22 protein-coding genes are annotated in these 20229 nt (G+C 72.1%); 14 read left to right on the top strand and 8 right to left on the bottom strand.

The annotated features are described in order from the left end of the window. The first annotated feature begins 5 nt into the window (after positions 1 to 5). The 8 genes from ACY1JX_RS14390 (at position 6) to ACY1JX_RS14425 (ending at position 8532) form a co-directional block, all read left to right on the top strand. Positions 6 to 1157 carry a glycosyltransferase family protein gene (locus ACY1JX_RS14390; RefSeq protein WP_286930052.1) on the top strand — a complete coding sequence of 384 codons (1152 nt, stop codon included), beginning with the start codon at positions 6 to 8 and terminating at the stop codon, positions 1155 to 1157. After that, positions 1154 to 2227: a glycosyltransferase family 4 protein gene (locus ACY1JX_RS14395; protein ID WP_286930053.1), complete on the top strand. Its 1074-nt coding sequence runs from the start codon at positions 1154 to 1156 to the stop codon at positions 2225 to 2227. Before ACY1JX_RS14390 ends, ACY1JX_RS14395 begins: the two co-directional genes overlap by 4 nt. After that, positions 2224 to 3213, top strand: a complete 990-nt coding sequence (locus ACY1JX_RS14400; protein WP_462564402.1) for a glycosyltransferase — start codon at positions 2224 to 2226, stop codon at positions 3211 to 3213. The genes ACY1JX_RS14395 and ACY1JX_RS14400 overlap by 4 nt, the downstream gene beginning before the upstream one ends. After that, a complete protein-coding gene (locus ACY1JX_RS14405) occupies positions 3210 to 4028 on the top strand; it encodes a glycosyltransferase family 2 protein (RefSeq protein WP_286930056.1) in 819 nt (272 codons plus the stop codon). The genes ACY1JX_RS14400 and ACY1JX_RS14405 overlap by 4 nt, the downstream gene beginning before the upstream one ends. 28 nt (positions 4029 to 4056) lie before the next feature. Continuing rightward, a complete protein-coding gene (locus ACY1JX_RS14410; RefSeq protein ID WP_286930058.1) occupies positions 4057 to 5055 on the top strand; it encodes an NAD-dependent epimerase/dehydratase family protein in 999 nt (332 codons plus the stop codon). A gap of 13 nt (positions 5056 to 5068) precedes the next feature. Continuing rightward, positions 5069 to 5737, top strand: coding sequence for a hypothetical protein (locus ACY1JX_RS14415; protein ID WP_286930059.1), 669 nt, complete (start codon positions 5069 to 5071; stop codon positions 5735 to 5737). A gap of 65 nt (positions 5738 to 5802) precedes the next feature. Next, the gene (locus ACY1JX_RS14420; RefSeq protein ID WP_286930061.1) at positions 5803 to 8313 is read left to right on the top strand and encodes a DUF6351 family protein; all 2511 of its coding nucleotides are present in this window, start codon (positions 5803 to 5805) and stop codon (positions 8311 to 8313) included. Positions 8314 to 8367: 54 nt separating this feature from the next. Further along, positions 8368 to 8532 carry a DUF5302 domain-containing protein gene (locus ACY1JX_RS14425; protein WP_286930063.1) on the top strand — a complete coding sequence of 55 codons (165 nt, stop codon included), beginning with the start codon at positions 8368 to 8370 and terminating at the stop codon, positions 8530 to 8532. A 107-nt stretch (positions 8533 to 8639) separates the two neighbouring features. On the opposite strand, the gene gdhA is transcribed toward ACY1JX_RS14425, so the two are convergent. From gdhA to ACY1JX_RS14455, 6 genes are all read right to left on the bottom strand, one after another. Beyond that, entirely contained in the window at positions 8640 to 9974 is a 1335-nt protein-coding gene (gene gdhA / locus ACY1JX_RS14430; protein ID WP_286930128.1) for an NADP-specific glutamate dehydrogenase, read from the bottom strand. Between the two features lie 131 nt (positions 9975 to 10105). Then, complete coding sequence (locus ACY1JX_RS14435; RefSeq protein WP_286930065.1) at positions 10106 to 11059, bottom strand: NAD(P)H-dependent flavin oxidoreductase; 954 nt, start codon at positions 11057 to 11059, stop codon at positions 10106 to 10108. An 80-nt stretch (positions 11060 to 11139) separates the two neighbouring features. Next, positions 11140 to 11850 (bottom strand): GAF and ANTAR domain-containing protein, encoded by a 711-nt coding sequence (locus ACY1JX_RS14440; RefSeq protein WP_286930066.1) that lies wholly within the window; start codon positions 11848 to 11850, stop codon positions 11140 to 11142. 47 nt (positions 11851 to 11897) lie between these two features. Then, positions 11898 to 12578: a sigma-70 family RNA polymerase sigma factor gene (locus ACY1JX_RS14445; RefSeq protein ID WP_286930068.1), complete on the bottom strand. Its 681-nt coding sequence runs from the start codon at positions 12576 to 12578 to the stop codon at positions 11898 to 11900. A gap of 224 nt (positions 12579 to 12802) precedes the next feature. Beyond that, positions 12803 to 14332 (bottom strand): FAD-dependent oxidoreductase, encoded by a 1530-nt coding sequence (locus tag ACY1JX_RS14450; protein ID WP_462564403.1) that lies wholly within the window; start codon positions 14330 to 14332, stop codon positions 12803 to 12805. 7 nt (positions 14333 to 14339) lie between these two features. Further along, a complete protein-coding gene (locus ACY1JX_RS14455) occupies positions 14340 to 14519 on the bottom strand; it encodes a hypothetical protein (RefSeq protein ID WP_462564404.1) in 180 nt (59 codons plus the stop codon). A gap of 149 nt (positions 14520 to 14668) precedes the next feature. Between ACY1JX_RS14455 and ACY1JX_RS14460 the strand changes: the two genes are divergently transcribed. The 6 genes from ACY1JX_RS14460 to ACY1JX_RS14485 all read left to right on the top strand — a co-directional run bounded on the left by ACY1JX_RS14460 (position 14669) and on the right by ACY1JX_RS14485 (position 18807). After that, a complete protein-coding gene (locus ACY1JX_RS14460; protein WP_462564405.1) occupies positions 14669 to 15646 on the top strand; it encodes an iron-containing redox enzyme family protein in 978 nt (325 codons plus the stop codon). Further along, positions 15646 to 15861, top strand: coding sequence for a CDGSH iron-sulfur domain-containing protein (locus ACY1JX_RS14465; protein WP_462564406.1), 216 nt, complete (start codon positions 15646 to 15648; stop codon positions 15859 to 15861). Before ACY1JX_RS14460 ends, ACY1JX_RS14465 begins: the two co-directional genes overlap by 1 nt. Continuing rightward, positions 15854 to 16717 carry an SDR family oxidoreductase gene (locus tag ACY1JX_RS14470; protein ID WP_286930077.1) on the top strand — a complete coding sequence of 288 codons (864 nt, stop codon included), beginning with the start codon at positions 15854 to 15856 and terminating at the stop codon, positions 16715 to 16717. The genes ACY1JX_RS14465 and ACY1JX_RS14470 overlap by 8 nt, the downstream gene beginning before the upstream one ends. Continuing rightward, on the top strand, positions 16717 to 17382 hold the full coding sequence (locus ACY1JX_RS14475) for a methyltransferase (RefSeq protein WP_462564407.1): 666 nt from the start codon (positions 16717 to 16719) through the stop codon (positions 17380 to 17382). The genes ACY1JX_RS14470 and ACY1JX_RS14475 overlap by 1 nt, the downstream gene beginning before the upstream one ends. Then, the gene (locus ACY1JX_RS14480) at positions 17357 to 17575 is read left to right on the top strand and encodes a hypothetical protein (RefSeq protein WP_181756495.1); all 219 of its coding nucleotides are present in this window, start codon (positions 17357 to 17359) and stop codon (positions 17573 to 17575) included. The genes ACY1JX_RS14475 and ACY1JX_RS14480 overlap by 26 nt, the downstream gene beginning before the upstream one ends. 86 nt (positions 17576 to 17661) lie before the next feature. After that, positions 17662 to 18807 (top strand): HNH endonuclease, encoded by a 1146-nt coding sequence (locus ACY1JX_RS14485; protein ID WP_462564408.1) that lies wholly within the window; start codon positions 17662 to 17664, stop codon positions 18805 to 18807. A 12-nt stretch (positions 18808 to 18819) separates the two neighbouring features. On the opposite strand, the gene ACY1JX_RS14490 is transcribed toward ACY1JX_RS14485, so the two are convergent. Further along, a complete protein-coding gene (locus ACY1JX_RS14490) occupies positions 18820 to 19359 on the bottom strand; it encodes a cysteine hydrolase family protein (RefSeq protein ID WP_462564409.1) in 540 nt (179 codons plus the stop codon). A gap of 47 nt (positions 19360 to 19406) precedes the next feature. After that, positions 19407 to 20183, bottom strand: coding sequence for an SDR family NAD(P)-dependent oxidoreductase (locus tag ACY1JX_RS14495; RefSeq protein ID WP_462564410.1), 777 nt, complete (start codon positions 20181 to 20183; stop codon positions 19407 to 19409). Positions 20184 to 20229 lie beyond the last annotated feature (46 nt).

The raw sequence follows: 20229 nt of genomic DNA on the forward strand, positions 1-20229 counted from the left end.
GAACCGTGCCCCCCGGATTCCCTGTCTCATCGCGCCGGATCACGGACGCTCGTCCGTGGTCCGGTGGCTCGGCGGACGCCCCCGAGCGCCCGATCCGGGTCGCCTCCGTGCCGTCGACGCACGTGTACGTCCGGCACCTGCGTCCGCCCGCCGGCCCCAGCCCGTTCGAGCACCTGCCCGACCCCGATCCGAACGAGCCGTCGCGGTCCACCACCAGCACGTGGTGGCCACCCGTGATGCTGCGCCCCGAGTGGGCGGCGGAGGCCGACTTCGACGTGTTCCACGTCCAGTTCGGCTTCGACGCGTGCTCGCCGGAGGAGCTCCGGCAGCTCGTCCGCGTGCTGCGCGATCGCGGCAAGCCGCTCGTGCTGACGGCGCACGACCTGCGCAACCCGCACCACCCCACCCGTGAGCTGCACGACGAGCAGGTCGGGGTCCTGATGGCCGCGGCCGACGCGGTGGTCACCCTGACCGAGGGCGCCGCCGCCGAGATCGCACGGCGATGGGGTCGCGAGGCGCTGGTGGTGCCGCACCCCCACGTGGTCGAGCTGGACACGATGGAGCGGCTGCGACGGGAGCGCGCGCTGCGGCCGACGGACGAGTTCCGTGTGGGCGTCCACATCAAGAGCCTGCGCGAGAGCATGGATCCCTTCCCCGTGCTGGAGGTTCTCGACCGAGTCGTCGCCGACCTGCCAGGCGGAGTCCTGCAGGTCAACGGGCATCGTGACGTGCTCGACCCCGACGGCGCCCGCCGGGCACCCGAGCTGGCGGCCTGGCTGGAGCAGAAGGCGGCCGCGGGACGGATCGACCTGCGGGTGCACGACTTCCTGCCCGACCCGCAGCTGTGGGAGTACCTCGCGAGCCTCGACGCGGCGGTCCTGCCGTACCGGTTCGGGACGCACTCCGGCTGGCTCGAGGCGTGTCGCGACCTGGGCACCACCGTGGTGGCCCCGACGTGCGGGCACTACGCCGACCAGGGGCCGGTGCTGAGCTACGGGTTCGACGAGTCCCACTTCGACGCCGAGTCGCTGGGGGACGCGATCGCCTTCGCCCACGCTGCCCGGCCCGACCACGGTGCCGACGTGGAGCAGCGACGCGCCCAGCGGGTCGCGGTGTCGCAGGCCCACGCGCGGCTCTACCGGGGGTTGCTCGCATGACGGGCCTGCGCATCTGCGTCATCGCCTCGAGCAGGTTCCCGATCCGCGAGCCGTTCGCCGGCGGACTCGAGGCGCACACCCACGCGTTGGCGCGACAGCTGACCGACCGCGGGCACGAGGTCTCGCTGTTCGCGGCACCGGGATCGGACCCGGGCCTGCAGACCCGCGAGCTCCCAGTGCAGGCGCTGCGCTCCACCGTGTTCAACCGGCCGGACGTCGACACGTCGCCGCAGTCGTGGATGAACGAGCACCACGCCTACCTCGGGCTGATGCTCGACCTCGCCCGCAACGCGCACCACTTCGACGTCGTGCACAACAACAGTCTCCACCACCTGCCGGTGGCGATGTCGTCGATGCTGGACGTGCCGATGGTGACGTCGCTGCACACCCCGCCGGTGCCGTGGCTGGAGTCCGCGCTGGAGTACGCCGCGGGCGACAGCACCTTCGTCGCGGTGAGCCGCTTCACCGCGCAGGCGTGGTCGCACGTCGTCCGCAGCGTCACGATCCCGAACGGGGTCGACGTCGAACGGTGGCGACCCGGGCCGGGTGGCGGATCGGCGATCTGGTTCGGCAGGCTCGTCCCCGAGAAGGGACCGCACTTGGCGATCGACGCCGCGCGCGAGGCCGGGATGCCGCTCGATCTCGCCGGGCCCTGCCTGGACGGAGAGTACTTCCGGACGCAGATCGGTCCGCGGCTCGGCGGTGACGTCCGCTACCTCGGACACCTCACCCACGAGCAGCTCCGTGACGCCGTCGGGCGCGCTCGCGTGGCGGTCGTGACGCCGACGTGGGACGAGCCCTACGGACTCGTCGCCGCCGAGGCGATGGCCTGCGGCACGCCCGTGGCCGCGTTCGACCGCGGTGCGCTGCCCGAGTTCGTCGACGACTCCGTCGGCGCCCTCGCCGCCCCGGGTGACGTCGCGGCGCTGGCCCGCGCGATGCGCGTGGCCGTGGGGGTCGACCGCGCTCGCGTGCGCCAGTTCGCCGTGGAGCGGTGCTCGATCTCGGTCATGGTGGACCGGTACGAGGACCTCTACCGCCGGGTGACGACCCCGATGGCCGCCGCATGATCGGCTACTACGTCCACCACCAGGGCAGCGGTCACCTCCACCGCGCGACCGCGCTGGCTGCGGCGCTCGACGTCCCGGTCACGGGACTGTCCTCGCTGCCGCGACCGACGGCGTGGACGGGGGAGTGGATCGAGCTGGAGCGTGACGACCAGTGGGCCGACGAGCCGGGCGACACCGCCGGTGACCACCTGCACTGGGCGCCGCTGGGCGAGCCGGGGCTCCGCTCGCGCATGGCGGCGATCTCGGCGTGGATCGCCGACGCGCAGCCGGCGGCCCTCGTGAGCGACGTCTCCGTGGAGGTGGCGCTGCTGGCGCGCCTGCACGGCGTCCCCGTGATCTCCGTGGTCCTCCCGGGAGACCGCGGCGACCGGGCGCACCGGCTCGGCCAGGCCGCGTCGAGTGCCCTCGTCGCCTTCTGGCCCGAGGAGGTCGAGGGCATGGTGCGGGGCGTCGACCAGCGGCTGCACCGGATCGGGGCCGTCTCGCGATTCCCCGTCCGCGAGTCAGCGGTGGCGCGCAGCGGTCGGATGCGACGCGTCGTGGTGCTCGGCGGACGCGGTGGCGGGGGCGTCACGGACGCGGACCTCGCCGCGGCGCGGGCGCAGACGCCCGGCTGGGAGTGGGAGGTGCTGGGCGGGGATGGCCCGTGGCTCGCCGACCCCTTCACGTCGATCTGCGACGCCGACGTCGTGGTGACGCACGCGGGTCAGAACGCGATCGCCGAGGTGGCCGCCGCGCGCCGGCCCGCCGTCGTGATCCTGGCCGACCGACCCCACGACGAGCAGCGCACCACCGCGCGCGCCCTGGCCGCCGGACCGTGGCCCGTGGTGGTGGAGCCCGAGTTCCCGGCGACCGGATGGGCCGACCGGCTGGAGCGAGCCTCGGCCCTCGACGGCTCCCGCTGGTCGCGGTGGTGCGACGGACGCGCGCCCGAGCGCTTCGCGGCGCTCGTCGGCGAGGTCGTCGGCGCGCAGGCGGCGCGATGACGTCGGTCGCGGTCATCACGGTCGTGCACGGCCGGCACGACCACCTGCGCCTGCAGGACGACTCCCTCGCGCTCAGCACCCGCCGGCCCGACGACCGGGTGCTCGTCGCGATGGACGACCCCGAGGTGCTGGCGTGGACGACCATCGCTCCGCCGGAGCCGCTCACCGTCTCGGTGCCGCGGCACCCGGACGGGCTGCCGCTCGCCGCAGCCCGGAACGCCGGTGCCACCGCGGCGATCGACGCGGGCGCCGAGGTGCTCGTCTTCCTCGACGTCGACTGCCTCGTGTCGCCGCGGCTCGTCGAGGACTACGCCGACGCGGTGACGAGTGAGCCGGACACCCTGTGGTGCGGCCCGGTCACGTACCTGCCCCCGCCCCCTCCGGGCGGGTACCGCGTCACCGATCTCGGGGCGTGGGACAGTCCTCACCCCGCGCGACCCGCGCCGGCACCCGGTGAGCGCCTCGCCGGCGGCGACCCCGACCTCTTCTGGTCGCTCTCCTTCGCGCTGCACCGCGACGCCTGGCGATGGATCGGCGGCTTCCACGAGGGGTACGCCGGGTACGGAGGGGAGGACACCGACTTCGCCCAGTGCGCCGCCGCGGCCGGCGTCGGCATCGGGTGGACCGGGGGAGCGCGTGCCTTCCACCAGCACCACCCCGTCCAGCGGCCCCCGGTGGGCCACCTCGACGACATCCTGCGCAACGGCCGGCTCTTCCGCCGCCGCTGGGGACGCTGGCCGATGACCGGCTGGCTCGAGCAGTTCGAGGAGCGCGGCCTGGTCGAGCGCGTCGGCGACGACTGGGTCCGGGTGTGAGACGGGACCGCCGGGGTACCTGCAGCACATGAGGATCGTCATCACCGGCGCCAGCGGGAACATCGGATCCGCGGCCCTGCGAGAACTGTCCGCCGGAGGCGACCACGAGCTCACAGCCGTGGCCCGACGCCTCCCCGACCTCGACGATGCCGGCGCGGCGTCCGTGCGCTGGCACGCCGCGGACGTGTCGCACGACGACCTCACGACGGTCTTCACGGGTGCCGACGCCGTGGTGCACCTCGCCTGGAAGTTCCAGCCCACCCACCGCCAGGACGTCACGTGGGCCACGAACGCGGTGGGCACCCGTCGGGTGCTCGACGCCGTGGCCGAGGTGGGCGTGCCGAAGGTGATCTGCGCGTCCTCGGTCGCGTCGTACTCGCCGGTCGAGCACGACACGCCGGTGGACGAGACGTGGTCGACCGACGGCGCCTCCGAGGCGACCTACTGCCGCGAGAAGGCCTACGTCGAGCGCACGCTCGACGGCTTCGAGGGCCGCCATGCCGACGTGAGCGTCGTCCGTTTGCGGCCCGCGTTCGTCTTCCAGCGCTCGGCCGCCAGCGAGCAGCGGCGCATCTTCGGCGGGGCGCTCGCCCGGCCGTCACTGCTGGATCGCAAGCGCATCCCGATCCTCCCGCTGCCCGCCGGACTGCGGCTCCAGGCGATCCACGCCGGTGACGTCGGCCGGGCGATCCGGGCGGCCGCGGAGCGGCCGGTCAGCGGCGCCTTCAACCTCGCCGGCGAGGGCGTGCTCCGCCGGGACGAGCTGTGCGAGCTCTTCGGGGCGCGCACCGTCGAGGTGCCCGCCCGGCTCGCGCAGGCGGCGCTCGGGGCGGCCTGGCGGATCCACGCCCTTCCCGTGCCGGGCAGCCTGTTGGGGGCCCTGATGCACGTGCCGCTGATGTCCACGGAGCGGGCCCGCACCGAGCTCGGCTGGACGCCGGAGCACTCGGGCTACGACGCCGTCGACGCCCTCCTCTCGGGCCTGCCCGAGCGCGCCGGCAGCACGATGCCGCCGCTGCACCCCTGATCGAGGATCACGCATGAGCCGACTGCTGAGCGCCGTCCCCAGCATCGCCGCCCGGGCCGGTGGTGCCGTGCTCGAAGGGGCCACCCACGCACTCGCCCTCGTCCGGAGGGCACCCAAGCCGCTCCACCCTCGCGGCACGGTCTGGGAGGCGGAGCTGACCCGCAGCGGCACCCTGCTGCCCACGGGCGTGCCCTGGCTGGACGAGCCCGGCACCGAGCGGGCGATCGTCCGGGTGTCCGCCGCGATCGGGCTGCCGCACGGCTGGCCCGACCTCCAGGGGCTCGCGATCCGGCTGCCCGAGCAGGGCGACGCGGACGTCCTGCTGGCCAGCACGGGCATCGGCCCGCTCACCCGCTTCCTGCTCCGGCCGGTGAGGTCGTCGGGCTGGCACCTGTCCACGACGCTGCTGCCCTACAAGGGACCCGAGGGGCCCCTCCTGCTCGCCGCCGCTCCGACGGGGGAGGGCCAGTGGGTCCTGCTGCGGGCCGAGGGGCAGGGTGCCTGGGTGGCGTTCGCGGTGCTGCGGCTGCTCAGGGAGACGGACGTGGAGCCGTCCTTCGACCCGGTGCGCCGGCCGCTGCCCGGCCTGCCCAACTACGAGTGGGTGAGCCGTCTCCGTGCTCCCGCGTACCGGGAGGCCCGCGAGGAGCGGGGCGAGGGACCGGCGTCCGCCGAGGCGTGACAATGTGACGTAGGTCACAGTAGGGTGCTCGAATCGGATCTCGGGCAGTCCTTTGGGAGCCAGGCATGCGTCACCATCAGCGTCGTCCCCAGCAGCGTCGTCCCCTTCGTCTCGTCCTCCTCGTCGGCACCGCCGGGCTGGCGCTCGTCGCCGGCGCCACGGTGGCCGCCGAGGCCGGATCGCCGCGCCACGGCAGCTCCCTGCGGATCGAGGTGCTGTCCAGTGCGCCGAACCAGGTGTCCGCGGGCGATGCCTTGGTCGAGGTCACCGTGCCGCGGCAGGTGAGGCCTGCCGACGTCGTGATCCGTGCCGGCGCGACGAACGTCACCGACGCCTTCGCCGTCACCGCCGACCGCACCTTGGTGGGGCTGGTCGGCGACCTGCGCACCGGCAGGACCACACTGCGCGCCGAGGTGCGCCGGGGCGCCCGGCCCGCGGCCCGCGCGGCCTCGCTCACGGTGACCAACCACCCGGCGTCCGGTCCGATGTTCTCCGGCCCGCAGCAGCAGCCGTTCGTGTGCACCACGGCGCGCGGGCGCTTCGACGGACGCAAGATCCTCGGCCAGCCGATCGTGGACAACCAGGACCGCCAGGGCATCGCGGTGGCTCGCGAGGACGCGAACGGCGACTACCCGCAGGACGGCCGCGGCTACCCGACCGCCGCGGCCGAGACGGTGGGCTGGAGCGCGAACTGCGCTGCCGAGCGCCGCATCGGCTACGTCTACCGGTCCACCACCGACGATCGGTTCCACTGGCTCGACGATCCCGCGAATCCGCCGTCGGACACCGCCACGACCACGACGAAGGCCGGCAAGAAGGTTCCCTACGTCGTGCGCTGGGAGCGCGGCACCGTGAACCGGTTCGTCTACAGCATCGCCGCGCTGGCTCCTGTGGGCGATGCCGACCCGGAGCGCCCCGACACCGCTCTGTGGAACCGCCGCCTGGTCTTCAGCTTCCAGGGCGGTGTGGCCATCGGCCACACGCAGGGCACCACGAGCGACAGCGCGATGCTGCCCGCGGACCTGCTCGGCCAGGGCTACGGCGTGATGTGGTCCAGCGGCACCCGCACGAGCACGCACTACAACCTGCAGCTCGGCGGCGAGACCGCACTGATGCTGAAGGAGCGTGCCGTCGAGACGTACGGCGTGCCCGACTACACCGTGGCCGTCGGCGGCTCGGGCGGCGCGATCCAGCAGTACGTGTACGCGCAGAACCACCCGGGGATCATCGATGCGGCGATCCCGCAGTACTCCTACCCCGACATGGTCACGCAGGTCATCCACGTGGGCGACTGCGAGCTGCTGGAGTACTACTTCGACGCCACCGACCGCACCAACCCCAAGTGGAAGGACCCCGAGGTTCGGCAGGCGATCATCGGCCTGAACGGCACCAAGGAGCCGAAGAACCTCTCGGCGGGCGAGATCGCGCAGTGGAACCAGCTGTACGGGGCGATGCAGGCGCTGGGCTACCAGGTCATGGACCGGGCGCCCGGCTCGGCGGCACCGCCGCTGATGGAGTGCAAGCCCGGCTGGTTCGGCCTCACGCCGCTGGCCCTGAACCCCACGTTCACCGACGTGGACGACCTCGACAAGCTGGCGCAGGGCACCGAGGGCGTCCAGTGGACGCACTTCGCCGACCTGGTGAACATCTACGGCACCGGGCCCGACGGCTACGCGCGGGTGCCGTGGGACAACGTGGGCGTCCAGTACGGGCTCAAGGCGTTGAAGGACGGCGTCATCACCCCGGCGGAGTTCCTCGACCTGAACGCCAAGGTCGGCAGCTGGAAGGAGTCGCGCGACATGGTGCCCGAGGGTGCCCCGTTCGACGGCCCCACGACGCCGCAGAACTTCGACCCGTGGAGCTCGCGGAACATGAACCTCAGCCCCGACGGCACGACCCCCGCGCCGCGGCGCGAGGGCGACCTGAAGGCGATCCGCGCCGCCTACACGTCGGGCATGCAGTTCCAGGGCGACATCGACATCCCGATCATCGACCTGCGCCCGTACCTGGAGGACGAGCTGGACATGCACAACACCCAGCAGTCCTTCGCGGTCCGCCAGCGCATGCTGAACGTCGACGGCGACGCCTCGAACCAGGTGATCTGGTTCGCCGACGCCCGTCCGGCCCAGGACTACGACCCGACGCTGCGCGCGTTCGAAGTGATCGACGAGTGGATGGCGAACATCGCGAGGAACCCGCGCCGCGGCGTCTCGGGCAACAAGCCGGCCCGTGCGGTGGACTCCTGCTTCACGACCTCGGGCGACGTGATCGCCGCCGGGTCGAAGGTCTGGAGCGGGATCATCGACTCCAGGGCGGCGGGGGAGTGCACCGAGCGGTTCCCGGTCTACTCGAGCTCGCGCCGGGTCGCCGGCGCGCCGTACGAGGGCGGGATCTGGAAGTGCGCCCTCCAGCCGGTCTCGAAGGCGGCGCGGGCCGGGCTCTACGGATCGTGGCGTCCCAGCCGCGAGGAGCTGACGCGCCTCGAGCAGGTGTTCCCCGACGGCGTGTGCGACTACCGCAAGGGTGACGTCGGCAAGCCGAGGCACCGCTGGGGCTGGGACCAGGGGCGAGGCTGACGGCGCGCAGACCCGCCCGGCGGGCTACGTTGGAATCAACCTGAGGAGGCCGCAGTGACCGATCCCGAAGAGATGAAGGCCAAGTTCCGCGAGGCGCTCGACAAGAAGAACGAGCGTCATCACGCCACGGCCGAAGGCGCCGAGCACGACGGCAGCGAGAAGTCGCACGGCGCCTCCAAGCCGATCGAGCAGCCGGAGTTCCGCCGCAAGGCGACCTGACGCGACCGTTCCTTCGGCACAGGGTGACCCGGGTGCCGCAGACGTGAGACGAGGCGTCGCGCACGCTCCCTCGGGAGCGCGCGCGACGCCTCGCGTCGCTTCCGGTGTCAGATGACGCCGAGGGCGAGCATCGCGTCGGCCACCTGGGTGAACCCGGCGATGTTGGCGCCCGCGGCGTAGTTGCCGGGGGCGTCGTACTCGTCGGCGGTCTCGAGGCAGCGGTCGTGGATGCCGCGCATCGTCTCGGCGAGGCGCTCCTCGGTGTACTCGAACGACCACCGGTCGCGCGAGGCGTTCTGCTGCATCTCCAGCGCGCTGGTCGCGACGCCGCCGGCGTTGGCGGCCTTGCCGGGGGCGAACGTGATGCCGGCCTCGGAGAACAGGCGCACGGCGTCGGGCGTGCACGGCATGTTGGCGCCCTCGGCCACGATCGTGCAGCCGTTCTGCGCGAGGACGGCGGCGTCCTTGTCGTCGAGCTCGTTCTGCGTGGCGCACGGCAGGGCGATGTCGCACGGGACGCTCCAGATGGAGCCCTGGCCGAGCTCCGCGGACTCGCGCTGGTCGACGTAGTCGCAGATGCGGCCGCGCTGGACCTCCTTGACCTCCTTGAGCAGCTCGAGGTCGATGCCCTGCTCGTCCACGACGAAGCCGCTGGAGTCGGAGCACGCCACCACGATCGCGCCGAGCTGCTGGAGCTTCTCGATGGCGTACGTGGCCACGTTGCCCGAACCGGAGACGACGACGCGCTTGCCGTCGAACGACTCGCCGCGCGAGCGCAGGATCTCCTGGGCGAAGAACACGGTGCCGTAGCCCGTGGCCTCGGTGCGCACGAGCGAGCCGCCCCACGTGATGCCCTTGCCCGTCAGGACTCCGGACTCGTAGCGGTTGGTGATCCGCTTGTACTGGCCGAAGAGGTAGCCGATCTCGCGGCCGCCCACGCCGATGTCGCCCGCCGGGACGTCGGTGTACTCGCCGATGTGGCGGTACAGCTCGGTCATGAAGGCCTGGCAGAAACGCATGATCTCGCCCTCGGAGCGACCCTTGGGATCGAAGTCCGAGCCGCCCTTGCCGCCGCCGATCGGCATCCCGGTGAGGGAGTTCTTGAAGATCTGCTCGAAGCCGAGGAACTTGACGATGCCGAGGTAGACGCTCGGGTGGAACCGCAGGCCGCCCTTGAACGGGCCGAGCGCCGAGTTGAACTCCACCCGGAAGCCGCGGTTGATCTGCACGTTGTTCTGGTCGTCGACCCACGGGACGCGGAAGATGATCTGGCGCTCCGGCTCACACAGGCGACGGATGACCGCCGCGTCGGTGTAGGCCGGATGCTTGGTGACGACGGGTCCGAGACTGTCCAGCACCTCGCGCACGGCTTGGTGGAACTCGGTCTCCCCGGGGTTCCGGTGGAGCACTTCGTCGTAGATCGTTCCGAGGCTCTCGTGCAAGGTCACCAGGCTTCATTCCCGTCTGCTTTGTTACGTTCACATTTCGTGGCGTGCGGGAACCAGCCTGCCTCATGCGACGAACGCACCGCGCCGCGCCCCCGGTGACGGGAGCGCGGCGCGGGTCGTCCGATTCAGGCCGGGACGGCGGCCAGCAGCTCGCGCTTGGCGTCGTCGTACTCGCGCTTGAGGCGGGCGACGAGCTCGGCGGCGGGGACGGTCGCGTCGACGGCGCCCAAGCCCTGGCCGGCGCCCCAGATGTCCTTCCACGCCTTCGCGTCCGTGGTGCCGCCGGAGCCGAAGTCCATCGTCGAGGGATCGCCCGCAGGCAGGTTCCGCGGGTCGAGGCCGGCGGCCTCGATGCTGCCCCGGAGGTAGTTCCCGTGCACGCCGGTGAACAGGTCGGAGTAGACGATGTCGTCGGCCGAGCTCTCGACGATCATCTGCTTGTAGCCGTCCACGACGTTGGCCTCGTCGGTGGCCAGGAAGGCCGAGCCGACGTAGGCCAGGTCGGCGCCGGCGGCCTGCGCGGCCAGGACGGATCGGCCGTGCGCGATCGAGCCCGAGAGCAGCAGCGGGCCGTCGAACCACTGGCGGATCTCCTGCACGAGGGCGAAGGGGGAGAGGGTGCCCGCGTGGCCACCGGCTCCGGCGGCCACGGCGATGAGGCCGTCGGCGCCCTTCTCGATCGCCTTGTGCGCGAAGCGGTTGTTGATGATGTCGTGCAGGACGATGCCGCCGTAGGAGTGGACGGCCTCGTTGATCTCGGGGCGCGCTCCGAGCGAGGTGATCACGATGGGCACCTGGTGCTCCACGATCGTGGCCATGTCCTCCTCGAGGCGGTTGTTGGAGCGGTGCACGATCTGGTTCACCGCGAACGGCGCGGCGTCGGTGCCCGCGAGCTCGGACTCGATGCGGTCGAGCCAGTCGTTCAGCAGTGACGCGGGGCGCGCGTTGAGCGCGGGGAACGAGCCCACCACGCCGGCCTTGCACTGGGCGATGACGAGCTCAGGGCCCGAGGCGATGAACATCGGGGACGCCACGACGGGCAGCGAGAGCCGGTTCTGCAGGACGGTGGGCAGGGACATGGAGACCTCCGGGCCGGGACTAGTGCAACAAGTTGCATAGTACCCGCGGTCGCGTGGGTCCACAACAGCGTGGGTTCGCGTCAGGCGGACTCGAGCGGGATCGAGTACCCGTCCACCACCTGCTGGGCGACCGAGCGCAGCTTCGTGTCCGTGCGCTCGGAGTGGCGCAGCAGGACGGTGAACGCCTCGTCGTCCGTGAGGTCGAAGCGCTCCATCACGATGCCCTGGGCCTGCCCCATCAGGACGTGGGAGTCCATGGCGGCGGGCAGGTCGCGCGCCGTCAGCGAGGCGGACACCGTGACGGCGGCGCGGCGGGCGAGGTCCTCGGCGACCTCCCGGTCGTCGTCGGCGAAGGCGTCCGGGCGCCGGGAGTAGAGGTTGACGCTCCCGAGCACGCGATCACGGGTCGACAGCTTCACACTGATGAGGCTGCGGAGCCCGAGCGCCGCCACGGCCTCCGCCCACCGGGGCCACCGGGACTCGCTTCGCGTGTCGGAGACCATGAGCGACTGCGCCCCGTCGAGCAACGTCAGGTCGGGGCCTTCACCGAGGTCCGCCTGGATCGCGTCGGCCCGCTCGACGATCTCGTCGGAGCCGGCGGCCGTCTCGATGGCGGTCCCGGGACCCAGCAGCAGAGCTCCGCCGTGCTCGGCGCCCACCGCGGCCTGGAGCTGGCACAGGACGGAGACGATCGTGGACTCCGCGGAGTCCGCCCGCGACAGGGTCGAGAGCTTCGCCGTGAGGTCCGGGATCCCGGGATCGTGCTCGGGGTCCTGCGATCGACTGGTCACGGGTGTCCCTCCTCTGGCAGGTGGTGCTGCTGGTGGGTTTGCTCAGGTCATGCAGCGGCGACGTCCGGGTGCCGACGGAGCGACGACAGCACCCTCGCGAGACGGCGCGACACCTGCATTTGGCTGATGCCCAGGCGATCGGCGATCGCCTGCTGCGTCAGCCCTTCCACGAACCGCCAGTGCAGCAGTTCCCGTTCGTCGCGCTCGAGCTCGCGCAGGCAGCGCGCCACGCTGAGCCACTCGTCGATGAACGCCAGGTCGTCGTCGGTGTGCCCGAAGTCGCGACGTCCGTGCGTGAGGTCGTCCATCGACTCGGGCTGGAAGCACCCGCGGGCGACGGTGGCGTCGCGAAGGTCCTCGGGTGCGACGCCGATGCGCGCCGCCATCTCCTCGAGGTTGGCACTCGTGAGCTCGGGCAACTGCTCACTCACGATGAGGGCCTGGATCTCCTGGATGCGCCGGGGCGGGCGCACCATCCAGGCCCGGTCGCGGAAGTGGCGCTTCAGCTCGCCCTGAATCGTGGCCGTGGCGTACGGCGGGAAGGGACCTTGGGCCGGGTCGTAGCGGCGAGCGGCCTTCACCAGGGCGAGGCGGGCGACCTGCTCCAGATCCTCGGTGTCCACGCCGCGTCCGGTGAACCGGTGGGCCAGCGCACTGGCGAGGGAGAGGTGGTCGAGGACGAGGTCCTCGGAGTTCGGGACGGCGGGGTGGTCAGACAGCACAGTCATGGATCCTCCGAAAAGCGGGAGCGAGTCCTCGAGGCTGGGCGTTCAACCGTCTTCAGCGTCACACGGGCTCAGGGAGTCGGCAACCGGAGCGCTCGTCGATCGCACGCAGCCGACCGAGAAGTCGCTTGCGGATGGCTGGTGCTCACCGCGGCGCCGAGCCCGAGGAGCTCCGCCGGGCCGAACTGCTCGTGGGAGACGTGTGAGCCGATCTGCATCGTCACCCCTCAGACACCGATCCGGTCGTCGTCCTTCCCCTCCTCGTCCTCCTGGGCGTCCAGGCGCTTGAGGGGCTTGGTCGCGGGGCCGTTGAGGACCTCACCCTCGGAGGAGAACCGCGAGCCGTGCAGCGGGCAGTCCCACGAGCGCTCCTGGTCGTTCCACCGGAGCACGCCGCCGAGGTGCGTGCAGAGGCCCTGCACGCGGCAGGTCCCCGTCTCGGAGCGCGACTCCGCGACGACGCGAACGCCGTCGCGGTGGACGTCGCCCTCCCCGGGCTGCAGGGATCGCGGCGAGGTGGCGATCACGCGGGCGGCACCCGTCGCGACCTCCTTGGCGACCTTCGCGTTGATCGTCGCCCGGCCCCGGGTGGAGCGCAGGGGCGAGGAGTGGTCGACGACGGAGTCCACCCACGGCAGCCGGTCGCCGAGGATGTCGTGCGCGATCGCCAGGGCCGCGGCGGTGCCGTTCGTGAATCCCCACTTCGCGAAACCGGTCGCGAAGCGGATGCGGTCGCCGCCGCGGGGCATCCTGCCGAAGCGGGGGAGGCCGTCGCCGGTGGTGTAGTCCTGCGCCGACCAGGCCGCGACTTCGCGGGCCTCGGGGAAGTGCTCGGCGGTCCAGGTGCGGATCATCTCGACGTGATCGCGCTCGGACTCGGTCCGTCCGACACCGTGACCGAAGCCGCCGACCAGCAGCGCCGGCCTTCCGTCCTCGGTCAGGGCGTCGCGCAGCGAGACCGAGGGCGAGCCTGCCGACAGCGCCATGACCTGCGGCGGGTCGGCCAGCTCGTAGCCGACCGCGTACGAGCGCTGGGGCTCGAGGTCGCTGAAGGCCAGGCTGCGGTCCAGGATCGGCGAGCCGGTCGCGACGACCAAGGACTCCGCTTGGACCTTGCGACCGTCGTCGAGGTGCGCGGTCGGAGCGCCGATCCAGTCGACGTTCATCACGCGGGCGTGCTCCACGAGCGAGCCGCCGTGCGCCCGGAGCTCGGCGGCGAGGGCCGCGAGGTGGGAGCCGGGGTCGATCTGCGCCTGGTCCGCGAGGGTGACGGCGCCGTGGGTGGGCACGGGCAGGCCCGGGTCGTCGGTCCACTCGACCGGCAGCCCGACCGACATGGCGGCGACGTACTCGGCTCGCGCGCGCGACGTCTCGGTGGGCTTGGCGGCGAAGGTCGCCGCGGTCCGCCGGTCCATCCGGACGTCGTGCTGCCCGGCGAAGCCGACCAGCCAGTCGAAGCCGGCGCGGTTCATGTCGACGTAGGCCTGGACGACCTCGCGCGAGTGGTCCTCGAGCAGGGTGGACAGGCGGGTGCCCTGCAGCACCGACACCTTGGCGGTGCTGTGCCCGGTGGACCCGGCTCCGACGTAGCGGGCCTCGACCACGCACACCTTCCGGCCGGCGCGGGCGAGCAGGACGGCGGTGGTCAGCCCGACGACGCCTGCGCCGACCACGAGGTCGTCACAGGCGTCGGGGAGTGCGTCGTGGCCCGCCACGTCGGCGGGCACCAGCCACAGGGGTCGGTTGTCGTCGTTCATCGGCGGCTCAGACCCGCGACGACGGCGCGGTGGGGTCGGTGACCACCAGGTTCTCGGCGCCGCCGTCCCCGTCGTCGCTCGTCGCGGGCGAATTGGGATCGTCGGGCTCGATCGGGTTGTCGGGTGTCGTGGCGGGATCGGCGGGGTCGGGGCCCTCGGCGGGTTCCTCGGGGTGCGGCGTGGTCATGGGATCCTCCTCATTCGGTCGGACAGGGTTCACGTACCCGACTCGCGAGGATCCATGCGTCGGGGCACGATGGCTGCGCGGGCGACGCATGAGCCGCCCGCCCCGGGGTACGTGCCCCGTGACCTCCGTTTCGATCGAAAGGACCGCGGATGCCATCAGCCGTCCTCAGCGGCAGTCGGGCGACCACCTCGACCCTGCCCCAGCCCCGTGGCGACCTGAGTGCCGCGACCCTCGCGGCCCTGACCGGGGCAATGCCGTGGGATCGCGTGCCGAAGGTCAGCCCCTCGAGCACCGAGGACGGTCTGCTGACGGTCTGGATCGCCCACGAGCTGCACCACCGAGGCTTCGCCGAGGTGGAGGACGCGGAGTGGACGCCCGAGCTGATCACGGTCCGCAACCGGGTGGAGCGCGAGTTCGAGGCCCGGCTGCGCGAGCGCGCCGAGGGCCGGCTCCCCGAGTCCGCCGATCCGGACGTGCTGCTCGACTACGTGCGCGCCGACGAGGGACGCTCCCTCGCGGAGTTCGTCCAGCGTGCCGCGACGGCCGACCAGGTCCGTGAGCTGCTGTGGTTCCGCTCGATCTACCATCTCAAGGAGGCCGACCCGACCGCGTGGACGATCCCGCGGCTGCCGGGTCCCTCGCGCGCCGCGCTGGCCGAGCTGCAGTACGACGAGTACGGCGGCGGCCGCCCAGAGCGCCTCCACGCGCACCTGTTCGCCGACGGCATGCGAGCGATGGGTCTCGACGCCCGGGAGAACGCCGCGATCGACGACGTGCCGGTCGAGGTGCTGGAGATGAACGTGACCCTCACGATGTTCGGCCTCCAGCGGCGCCTCCGGGGTGCGGCGGTCGGCCACCTCGTGGCGTTCGAGGCCTCCAGCTCGGGTCCGTCGCGGCGGATGTCGCGCGGCCTGCGCCGCCTCGGCCTCCCCGAGGAGATGGCCGCCTACTACGACGAGCACGTCGAGGCCGACGCCGTCCACGAGCAGACCGCCGCGCGCTTCATCGCCGGCGCCCTCGTCGAGGCGGAGCCGCACCTGGCCGAGGACGTCGCCTTCGGGGTGTTCACGTGCCTGGACCAGGAGAGTCGCTTCGCCGAGGCGATGTTCGAGAGGTGGGGTGCCTGATGGCGCGCAAGGTCGACGTCAGCGTGGTCCCGAACGGGCCGCTGCTGATCCGTGGGGACATCGGGGTCCACGCCCCGGACGGCGAGGTGCACCGCACCGAACGACCCGTCAGCGCCGTGTGCCGGTGCGGCAAGTCCGCGTCGCTGCCGTGGTGCGACGCGACGCACCAGATGATCAGGACCAGGTTCGACGAGGACGGAGCACGCGATGAGTGAGGAACAGGACGGTTTCCCGGCACAGCAGCAGGAACCCCCGGGACTGACCGAGCCGATGGAGCCCCGGCCGGACCACGGCGAGGAGAGCTACGTCGGGTCGGGCCGGCTCGAGGGGCGCAAGGCGCTCATCACCGGCGGTGACTCCGGCATCGGCCGTGCGGTCGCGATCGCCTATGCCCGTGAGGGTGCCGACGTGGCGTTCACGTACATGCCCGAGGAGGTCGAGGACGCTCGCGAGACGTCGCGGCTGATCGAGGAGGCGGGACGCACGAGCCTGCCGATCGAGGCGGACCTGCGCGACAGCGCGACGTGCGACCGCGTCGTCGCACAGGCCCACGACGGCCTCGGCGGACTCGACATCCTCGTCAACAACGCCGGCTTCCAGATGGCCCGCGACGAGGGTCTCGAGCAGATGGACGACGAGCGGATCGAGCGCACGTACACGACGAACGTGTTCGCGCTGCTGTGGCTCGTCCGCGCCGCCCTGCCGCACCTCGGCCGCGGGTCAAGCATCATCAACAACTCGTCGATCCAGGCGTACGAGCCGTCGACGAGCCTGCTGGACTACGCGTCCACGAAGGCCGCGATCAACAACCTGACGGTGAACCTGGCGGCCGAGCTCGGTCCGCGTGGCATCCGCGTCAACGCGGTGGCGCCGGGTCCGATCTGGACTCCGCTGCAGCCCGCCACGCAGCCCGAGGAGAAGATCGAGCAGTTCGGCTCCGACACGCCGCTGGGTCGGGCCGGTCAGCCGGCCGAGCTCGCCGGTGCGTTCGTGTTCCTGGCGAGCGAGAAGGAGGCCAGCTACGTCTCGGCCACCGTCCTGGGCGTCACCGGCGGAAAGCCGGTCTTCTGATGCTCCAGGCCTCGGAGCCACAGGCGAGGACGACGACGTTCGGTGGCCGGCCGATCGGCCACGACGAGCGCGTCCTGACGCCCCGCCCGTGGACCGAGGCCCAGTCGCTGTGGGCGCGTGAGCTGCTCGACGCCGTGCCACTGGGACCGGTCCTCGAGGTCTGCGCGGGCGCCGGCCACATCGGTCTGCTCGCCGTGGTCGACACCGGTCGTCACCTCGTGCAGGTGGACGCCGACCTGCACGCGTGCGTGTGGGCCTCGCGCAACGCCCGCGTCTGGGGCGTCGACTCCGACATCCGCCACGGCGCGATGGCCGAGGCCCTCATGCCGGACGAGCGGTTCGCGCTCATCATCGCCGACCCGCCGTACCTGCCGTCCGAGGGCGTGGGCGAGTTCCCCGAGGACCCGCTCACCGCGATCGACGGGGGGTCCGATGGACTGGACCTCGCTCGCGAGTGCCTGACGGTGATCGGGCGGCACCTCATCCGTGGCGGGGCGGCGCTGCTCCAGCTGCGCGACGAGGCGCAGGGTCGCGACCTCGCGGCCGACGCCGCGGCGTGCGGCCTGACGATCGACGAGAGCCGACAGTTCGACGGCGGAGCGGTCCTGCTGCTGCGTCGCACGACGGAAGGAAGAGCACATGAACAGCACTCCGACGAACGGTGACCAGACCGAGGGCAAGGCCGACAAGCTGGCCGACGACCTCACGGTGGATCCGCAGCACGAGGGCGTGAGCGAGCCGGGCGGCAACGAGCAGGAGGCCGGCACCGAGACGGTGCCCGGCGTCGAGGGCCCCGAGGGTGTCCCCGACCTGCCCGTCACCGACGACCCCGGCACCGGCGGGCCCGACGACGACTGAGCCGCCGCACCCTGGAATGACAGTCCGGATCGACCTTCGTCCGAGAGGTCGAGCCGCTGTCGGAGGGTGCCCCTAGCGTTCTCGACATGGAGAGCGCCGAGGTCACGATCGCCGTGATGCGAGCGACCGCCGGGGTGCTTCGGTCGGTCACGTCCTCGGTGTGCGACGAAACGCGAGCGCTACGGACGCTGCGCGATGCCGCGGACGCGGCCCTGACCGAGCGCCTCGCCGAGATCGAGCGGACCGGGGCCCACCTCGGCGAGGACGCCACGAGTGTGGTCACGTGGGCTCGCCGAGACCTCCGCCTGGAGGCCGGCGACACGCGAGCCCGCCTCCGCGCGGGCGAGGCGCTGGCCCAGCTGCCGCGCGCCGCCGAGGCCTTCCGCGCGGGCGAGATCGCCCTCGAGCACGTCAAGGTGCTCGACTTCGGGATGCGCCACGTCGGCGTCGACGAGACCGTGCAGCTGGACGAGCACCTGACGAAGGTCGCGAAGGCGTTCCCGCCCGGCCGGCTCAAGAAGCTCGTCCGCAGGGCGAAGGCGATCCAGCACCCCGAGTCGCTCGACGAGGCGTGGATCAGCGGCATGGACCGGCGCGACATCCGGCTGTCGAAGACCTTCGACGGCTGGCACGTCACCGGCTTCCTTCCGATCCACGTCGGCGCCCAGCTCCACGCGGTGCTCGAGTCGCTGTCGGTGCCGCGCGCCGCCGGTGACGACCGCACGGCGTCCGAGCGGCGCTGCGACGGGCTCGAGGAGCTGCTGACCCGAGTGCTGGAGGAGGGTCTGCCGACCGACGGCACCGTACGGCCACAAATCCACGTCGTGGTCGAAGCCGGCACCCTCAAGGCCGCGCTCGCTCCCGACCCCGAGTCCGGCTTCGCGGCCGGCGAGCCGGCCGAGCTGGTCGGCTTCGGGCCGATCGGACGTGAGCTGCTCAGGCACCTGACCGAAGGCGCCGACCTGCGCCCGCTCCTCGTGGAGCGGATCGGACGGAACGAGCGCATCCTCGACGTGGGCGACCGGCACCGGCACGCCACGGCGAAGCAGCGCGAGGCGATCTGGTTCCGTCAGGACGGTGGGTGCGCCCGGGCCGGGTGCGAGAACCCCATCGACCACAGCCACCACGTGATCGCATGGTCCGAGGGCGGGCCCACCGACCTCGACCTGCTCGAGGGCCTCTGCGCGGCCTGTCACCACTTCGAGCACGCGATCCATCCGCGGGCGGGGTGAGCAGGGGCCTCGTCAGTCGGCGAGGTCCTCGGGGGAGACCACGTCCTGGCGGTACTGCTCACGCAGCCACTTCAACGCGGCCACGTGCGCCTTCTCGTCGGCCGAGGTGACCGCGCCGTCAGCGATCTGCACCCGGAAGTCGTGCGCGTAGGCGGTCGCGGCCGTCATCGCGATGCACGCCTCGGTGACCACGCCGGCGAGGACGAGCTCGTCCACGCCGAGCTCACGCAACCGCTCCAGCAGGTCGGTGCCGTGAAAGGCGTCGTCGCGCCGTTTCGTGAGCTCGAGGTCGGGACGCAGGTCCAGCTCGGTGAGCGTCTCGGCGCCCTTCGTGCCCTCCAGCACCACCGGCTGGTCGTCGTCGCGCATGTTGAGCGCCCACGTGGACTTGTCCTCGGGCAGCACGGTGCGGACCTCCACGATGGGCACGTCGTGGTCGCGCGCCCAGTCCGTCCAGCGCTGCACGGCGCGGACGATGTCGGAACGCTGCCCGCGCAGGTCCGGGGGGTCGAGGAAGTCCTCCTGCAGGTCGATGATCACGAGAGCACGCATGGGGCCATTGTGCCGTCGGCCCCTGGCCGCTGCCCGGCGAGTGCCGGTCAGCGCGGGGGCATCCGGATGGCGCCGTCGACGCGGACCGTCTCGCCGTTCATGTACGAGTTCGTGACGCACTCGACGACCATGCTGGCCAGCTCGTCGGGCTGTCCCAGGCGCTTGGGGAAGTTGACGGACTCGCCGAGCTTGGCCTTGAACTGCTCGGCCGCCTCGCCCTCGCCGTAGATCGGGGTGTCGATCAGACCGGGCGCCACGGTGTTGACGCGCACGCCGATGGCCGCGAGGTCGCGCGCCACGGGCAGGGTCATGCCCACGATGCCGCCCTTCGACGACGAGTACGCCGCCTGGCCGATCTGGCCGTCGAACGCCGCGACGGAGGCGAGGTTGCAGATCGCGCCGCGCTCACCGGACTCCAGCGGCTCGGTGCGGCCGATCGCGGTGGCGGCGAGTCGGATCGCGTCGAAGGTGCCGATCAGGTTGATGGCGATGACCTTCTTGTAGGCGTCGAGGTCGTGCGCAGACTCGAACTGACCGTCGCGGCCGACCGTGCGCTGGGCCCAGCCGATGCCGGCCGAGTTCACCAGGACGCGCAGCGGGGCGAGCTCCTCGGCGGCGGCGACGGCGGTCTTGATCTGGTCGGTGTCGGTCACGTCGACGTGGATGAAGACGCCCCCGACCTCGCTCGCGAGGGCCTGACCGGCCTCGTCGTTGAGGTCGGCGACGACCACCCGGGCGCCCTTCGCGGCGAGCTGGCGGACGACGGCCGCGCCGATGCCCGAGGCTCCGCCGGTGACGATGGCTGATGCTCCACTGATGTCCATGCCCTGCATCCAACCACTCGCCCGTGGTCCATGCTGGAGGGGCCGA

It is taken from the genome of Aeromicrobium sp. JP4, from assembly GCF_054957925.1.

Coding starts and splice junctions, on each gene's coding strand:
- ACY1JX_RS14395 (WP_286930053.1), top strand. CDS start 1,154: ATGACGGGCCTGCGCATCTGCGTCATCGCCTCGAGCAGGTTCCCGATC.
- ACY1JX_RS14400 (WP_462564402.1), top strand. CDS start 2,224: ATGATCGGCTACTACGTCCACCACCAGGGCAGCGGTCACCTCCACCGC.
- ACY1JX_RS14405 (WP_286930056.1), top strand. CDS start 3,210: ATGACGTCGGTCGCGGTCATCACGGTCGTGCACGGCCGGCACGACCAC.
- ACY1JX_RS14410 (WP_286930058.1), top strand. CDS start 4,057: ATGAGGATCGTCATCACCGGCGCCAGCGGGAACATCGGATCCGCGGCC.
- ACY1JX_RS14415 (WP_286930059.1), top strand. CDS start 5,069: ATGAGCCGACTGCTGAGCGCCGTCCCCAGCATCGCCGCCCGGGCCGGT.
- ACY1JX_RS14420 (WP_286930061.1), top strand. CDS start 5,803: ATGCGTCACCATCAGCGTCGTCCCCAGCAGCGTCGTCCCCTTCGTCTC.
- ACY1JX_RS14435 (WP_286930065.1), bottom strand. CDS start 11,059: ATGTCCCTGCCCACCGTCCTGCAGAACCGGCTCTCGCTGCCCGTCGTG.
- ACY1JX_RS14445 (WP_286930068.1), bottom strand. CDS start 12,578: ATGACTGTGCTGTCTGACCACCCCGCCGTCCCGAACTCCGAGGACCTC.
- ACY1JX_RS14450 (WP_462564403.1), bottom strand. CDS start 14,332: ATGAACGACGACAACCGACCCCTGTGGCTGGTGCCCGCCGACGTGGCG.
- ACY1JX_RS14455 (WP_462564404.1), bottom strand. CDS start 14,519: ATGACCACGCCGCACCCCGAGGAACCCGCCGAGGGCCCCGACCCCGCC.
- ACY1JX_RS14460 (WP_462564405.1), top strand. CDS start 14,669: ATGCCATCAGCCGTCCTCAGCGGCAGTCGGGCGACCACCTCGACCCTG.
- ACY1JX_RS14465 (WP_462564406.1), top strand. CDS start 15,646: ATGGCGCGCAAGGTCGACGTCAGCGTGGTCCCGAACGGGCCGCTGCTG.
- ACY1JX_RS14470 (WP_286930077.1), top strand. CDS start 15,854: ATGAGTGAGGAACAGGACGGTTTCCCGGCACAGCAGCAGGAACCCCCG.
- ACY1JX_RS14475 (WP_462564407.1), top strand. CDS start 16,717: ATGCTCCAGGCCTCGGAGCCACAGGCGAGGACGACGACGTTCGGTGGC.
- ACY1JX_RS14480 (WP_181756495.1), top strand. CDS start 17,357: ATGAACAGCACTCCGACGAACGGTGACCAGACCGAGGGCAAGGCCGAC.
- ACY1JX_RS14485 (WP_462564408.1), top strand. CDS start 17,662: ATGGAGAGCGCCGAGGTCACGATCGCCGTGATGCGAGCGACCGCCGGG.
- ACY1JX_RS14490 (WP_462564409.1), bottom strand. CDS start 19,359: ATGCGTGCTCTCGTGATCATCGACCTGCAGGAGGACTTCCTCGACCCC.
- ACY1JX_RS14495 (WP_462564410.1), bottom strand. CDS start 20,183: ATGGACATCAGTGGAGCATCAGCCATCGTCACCGGCGGAGCCTCGGGC.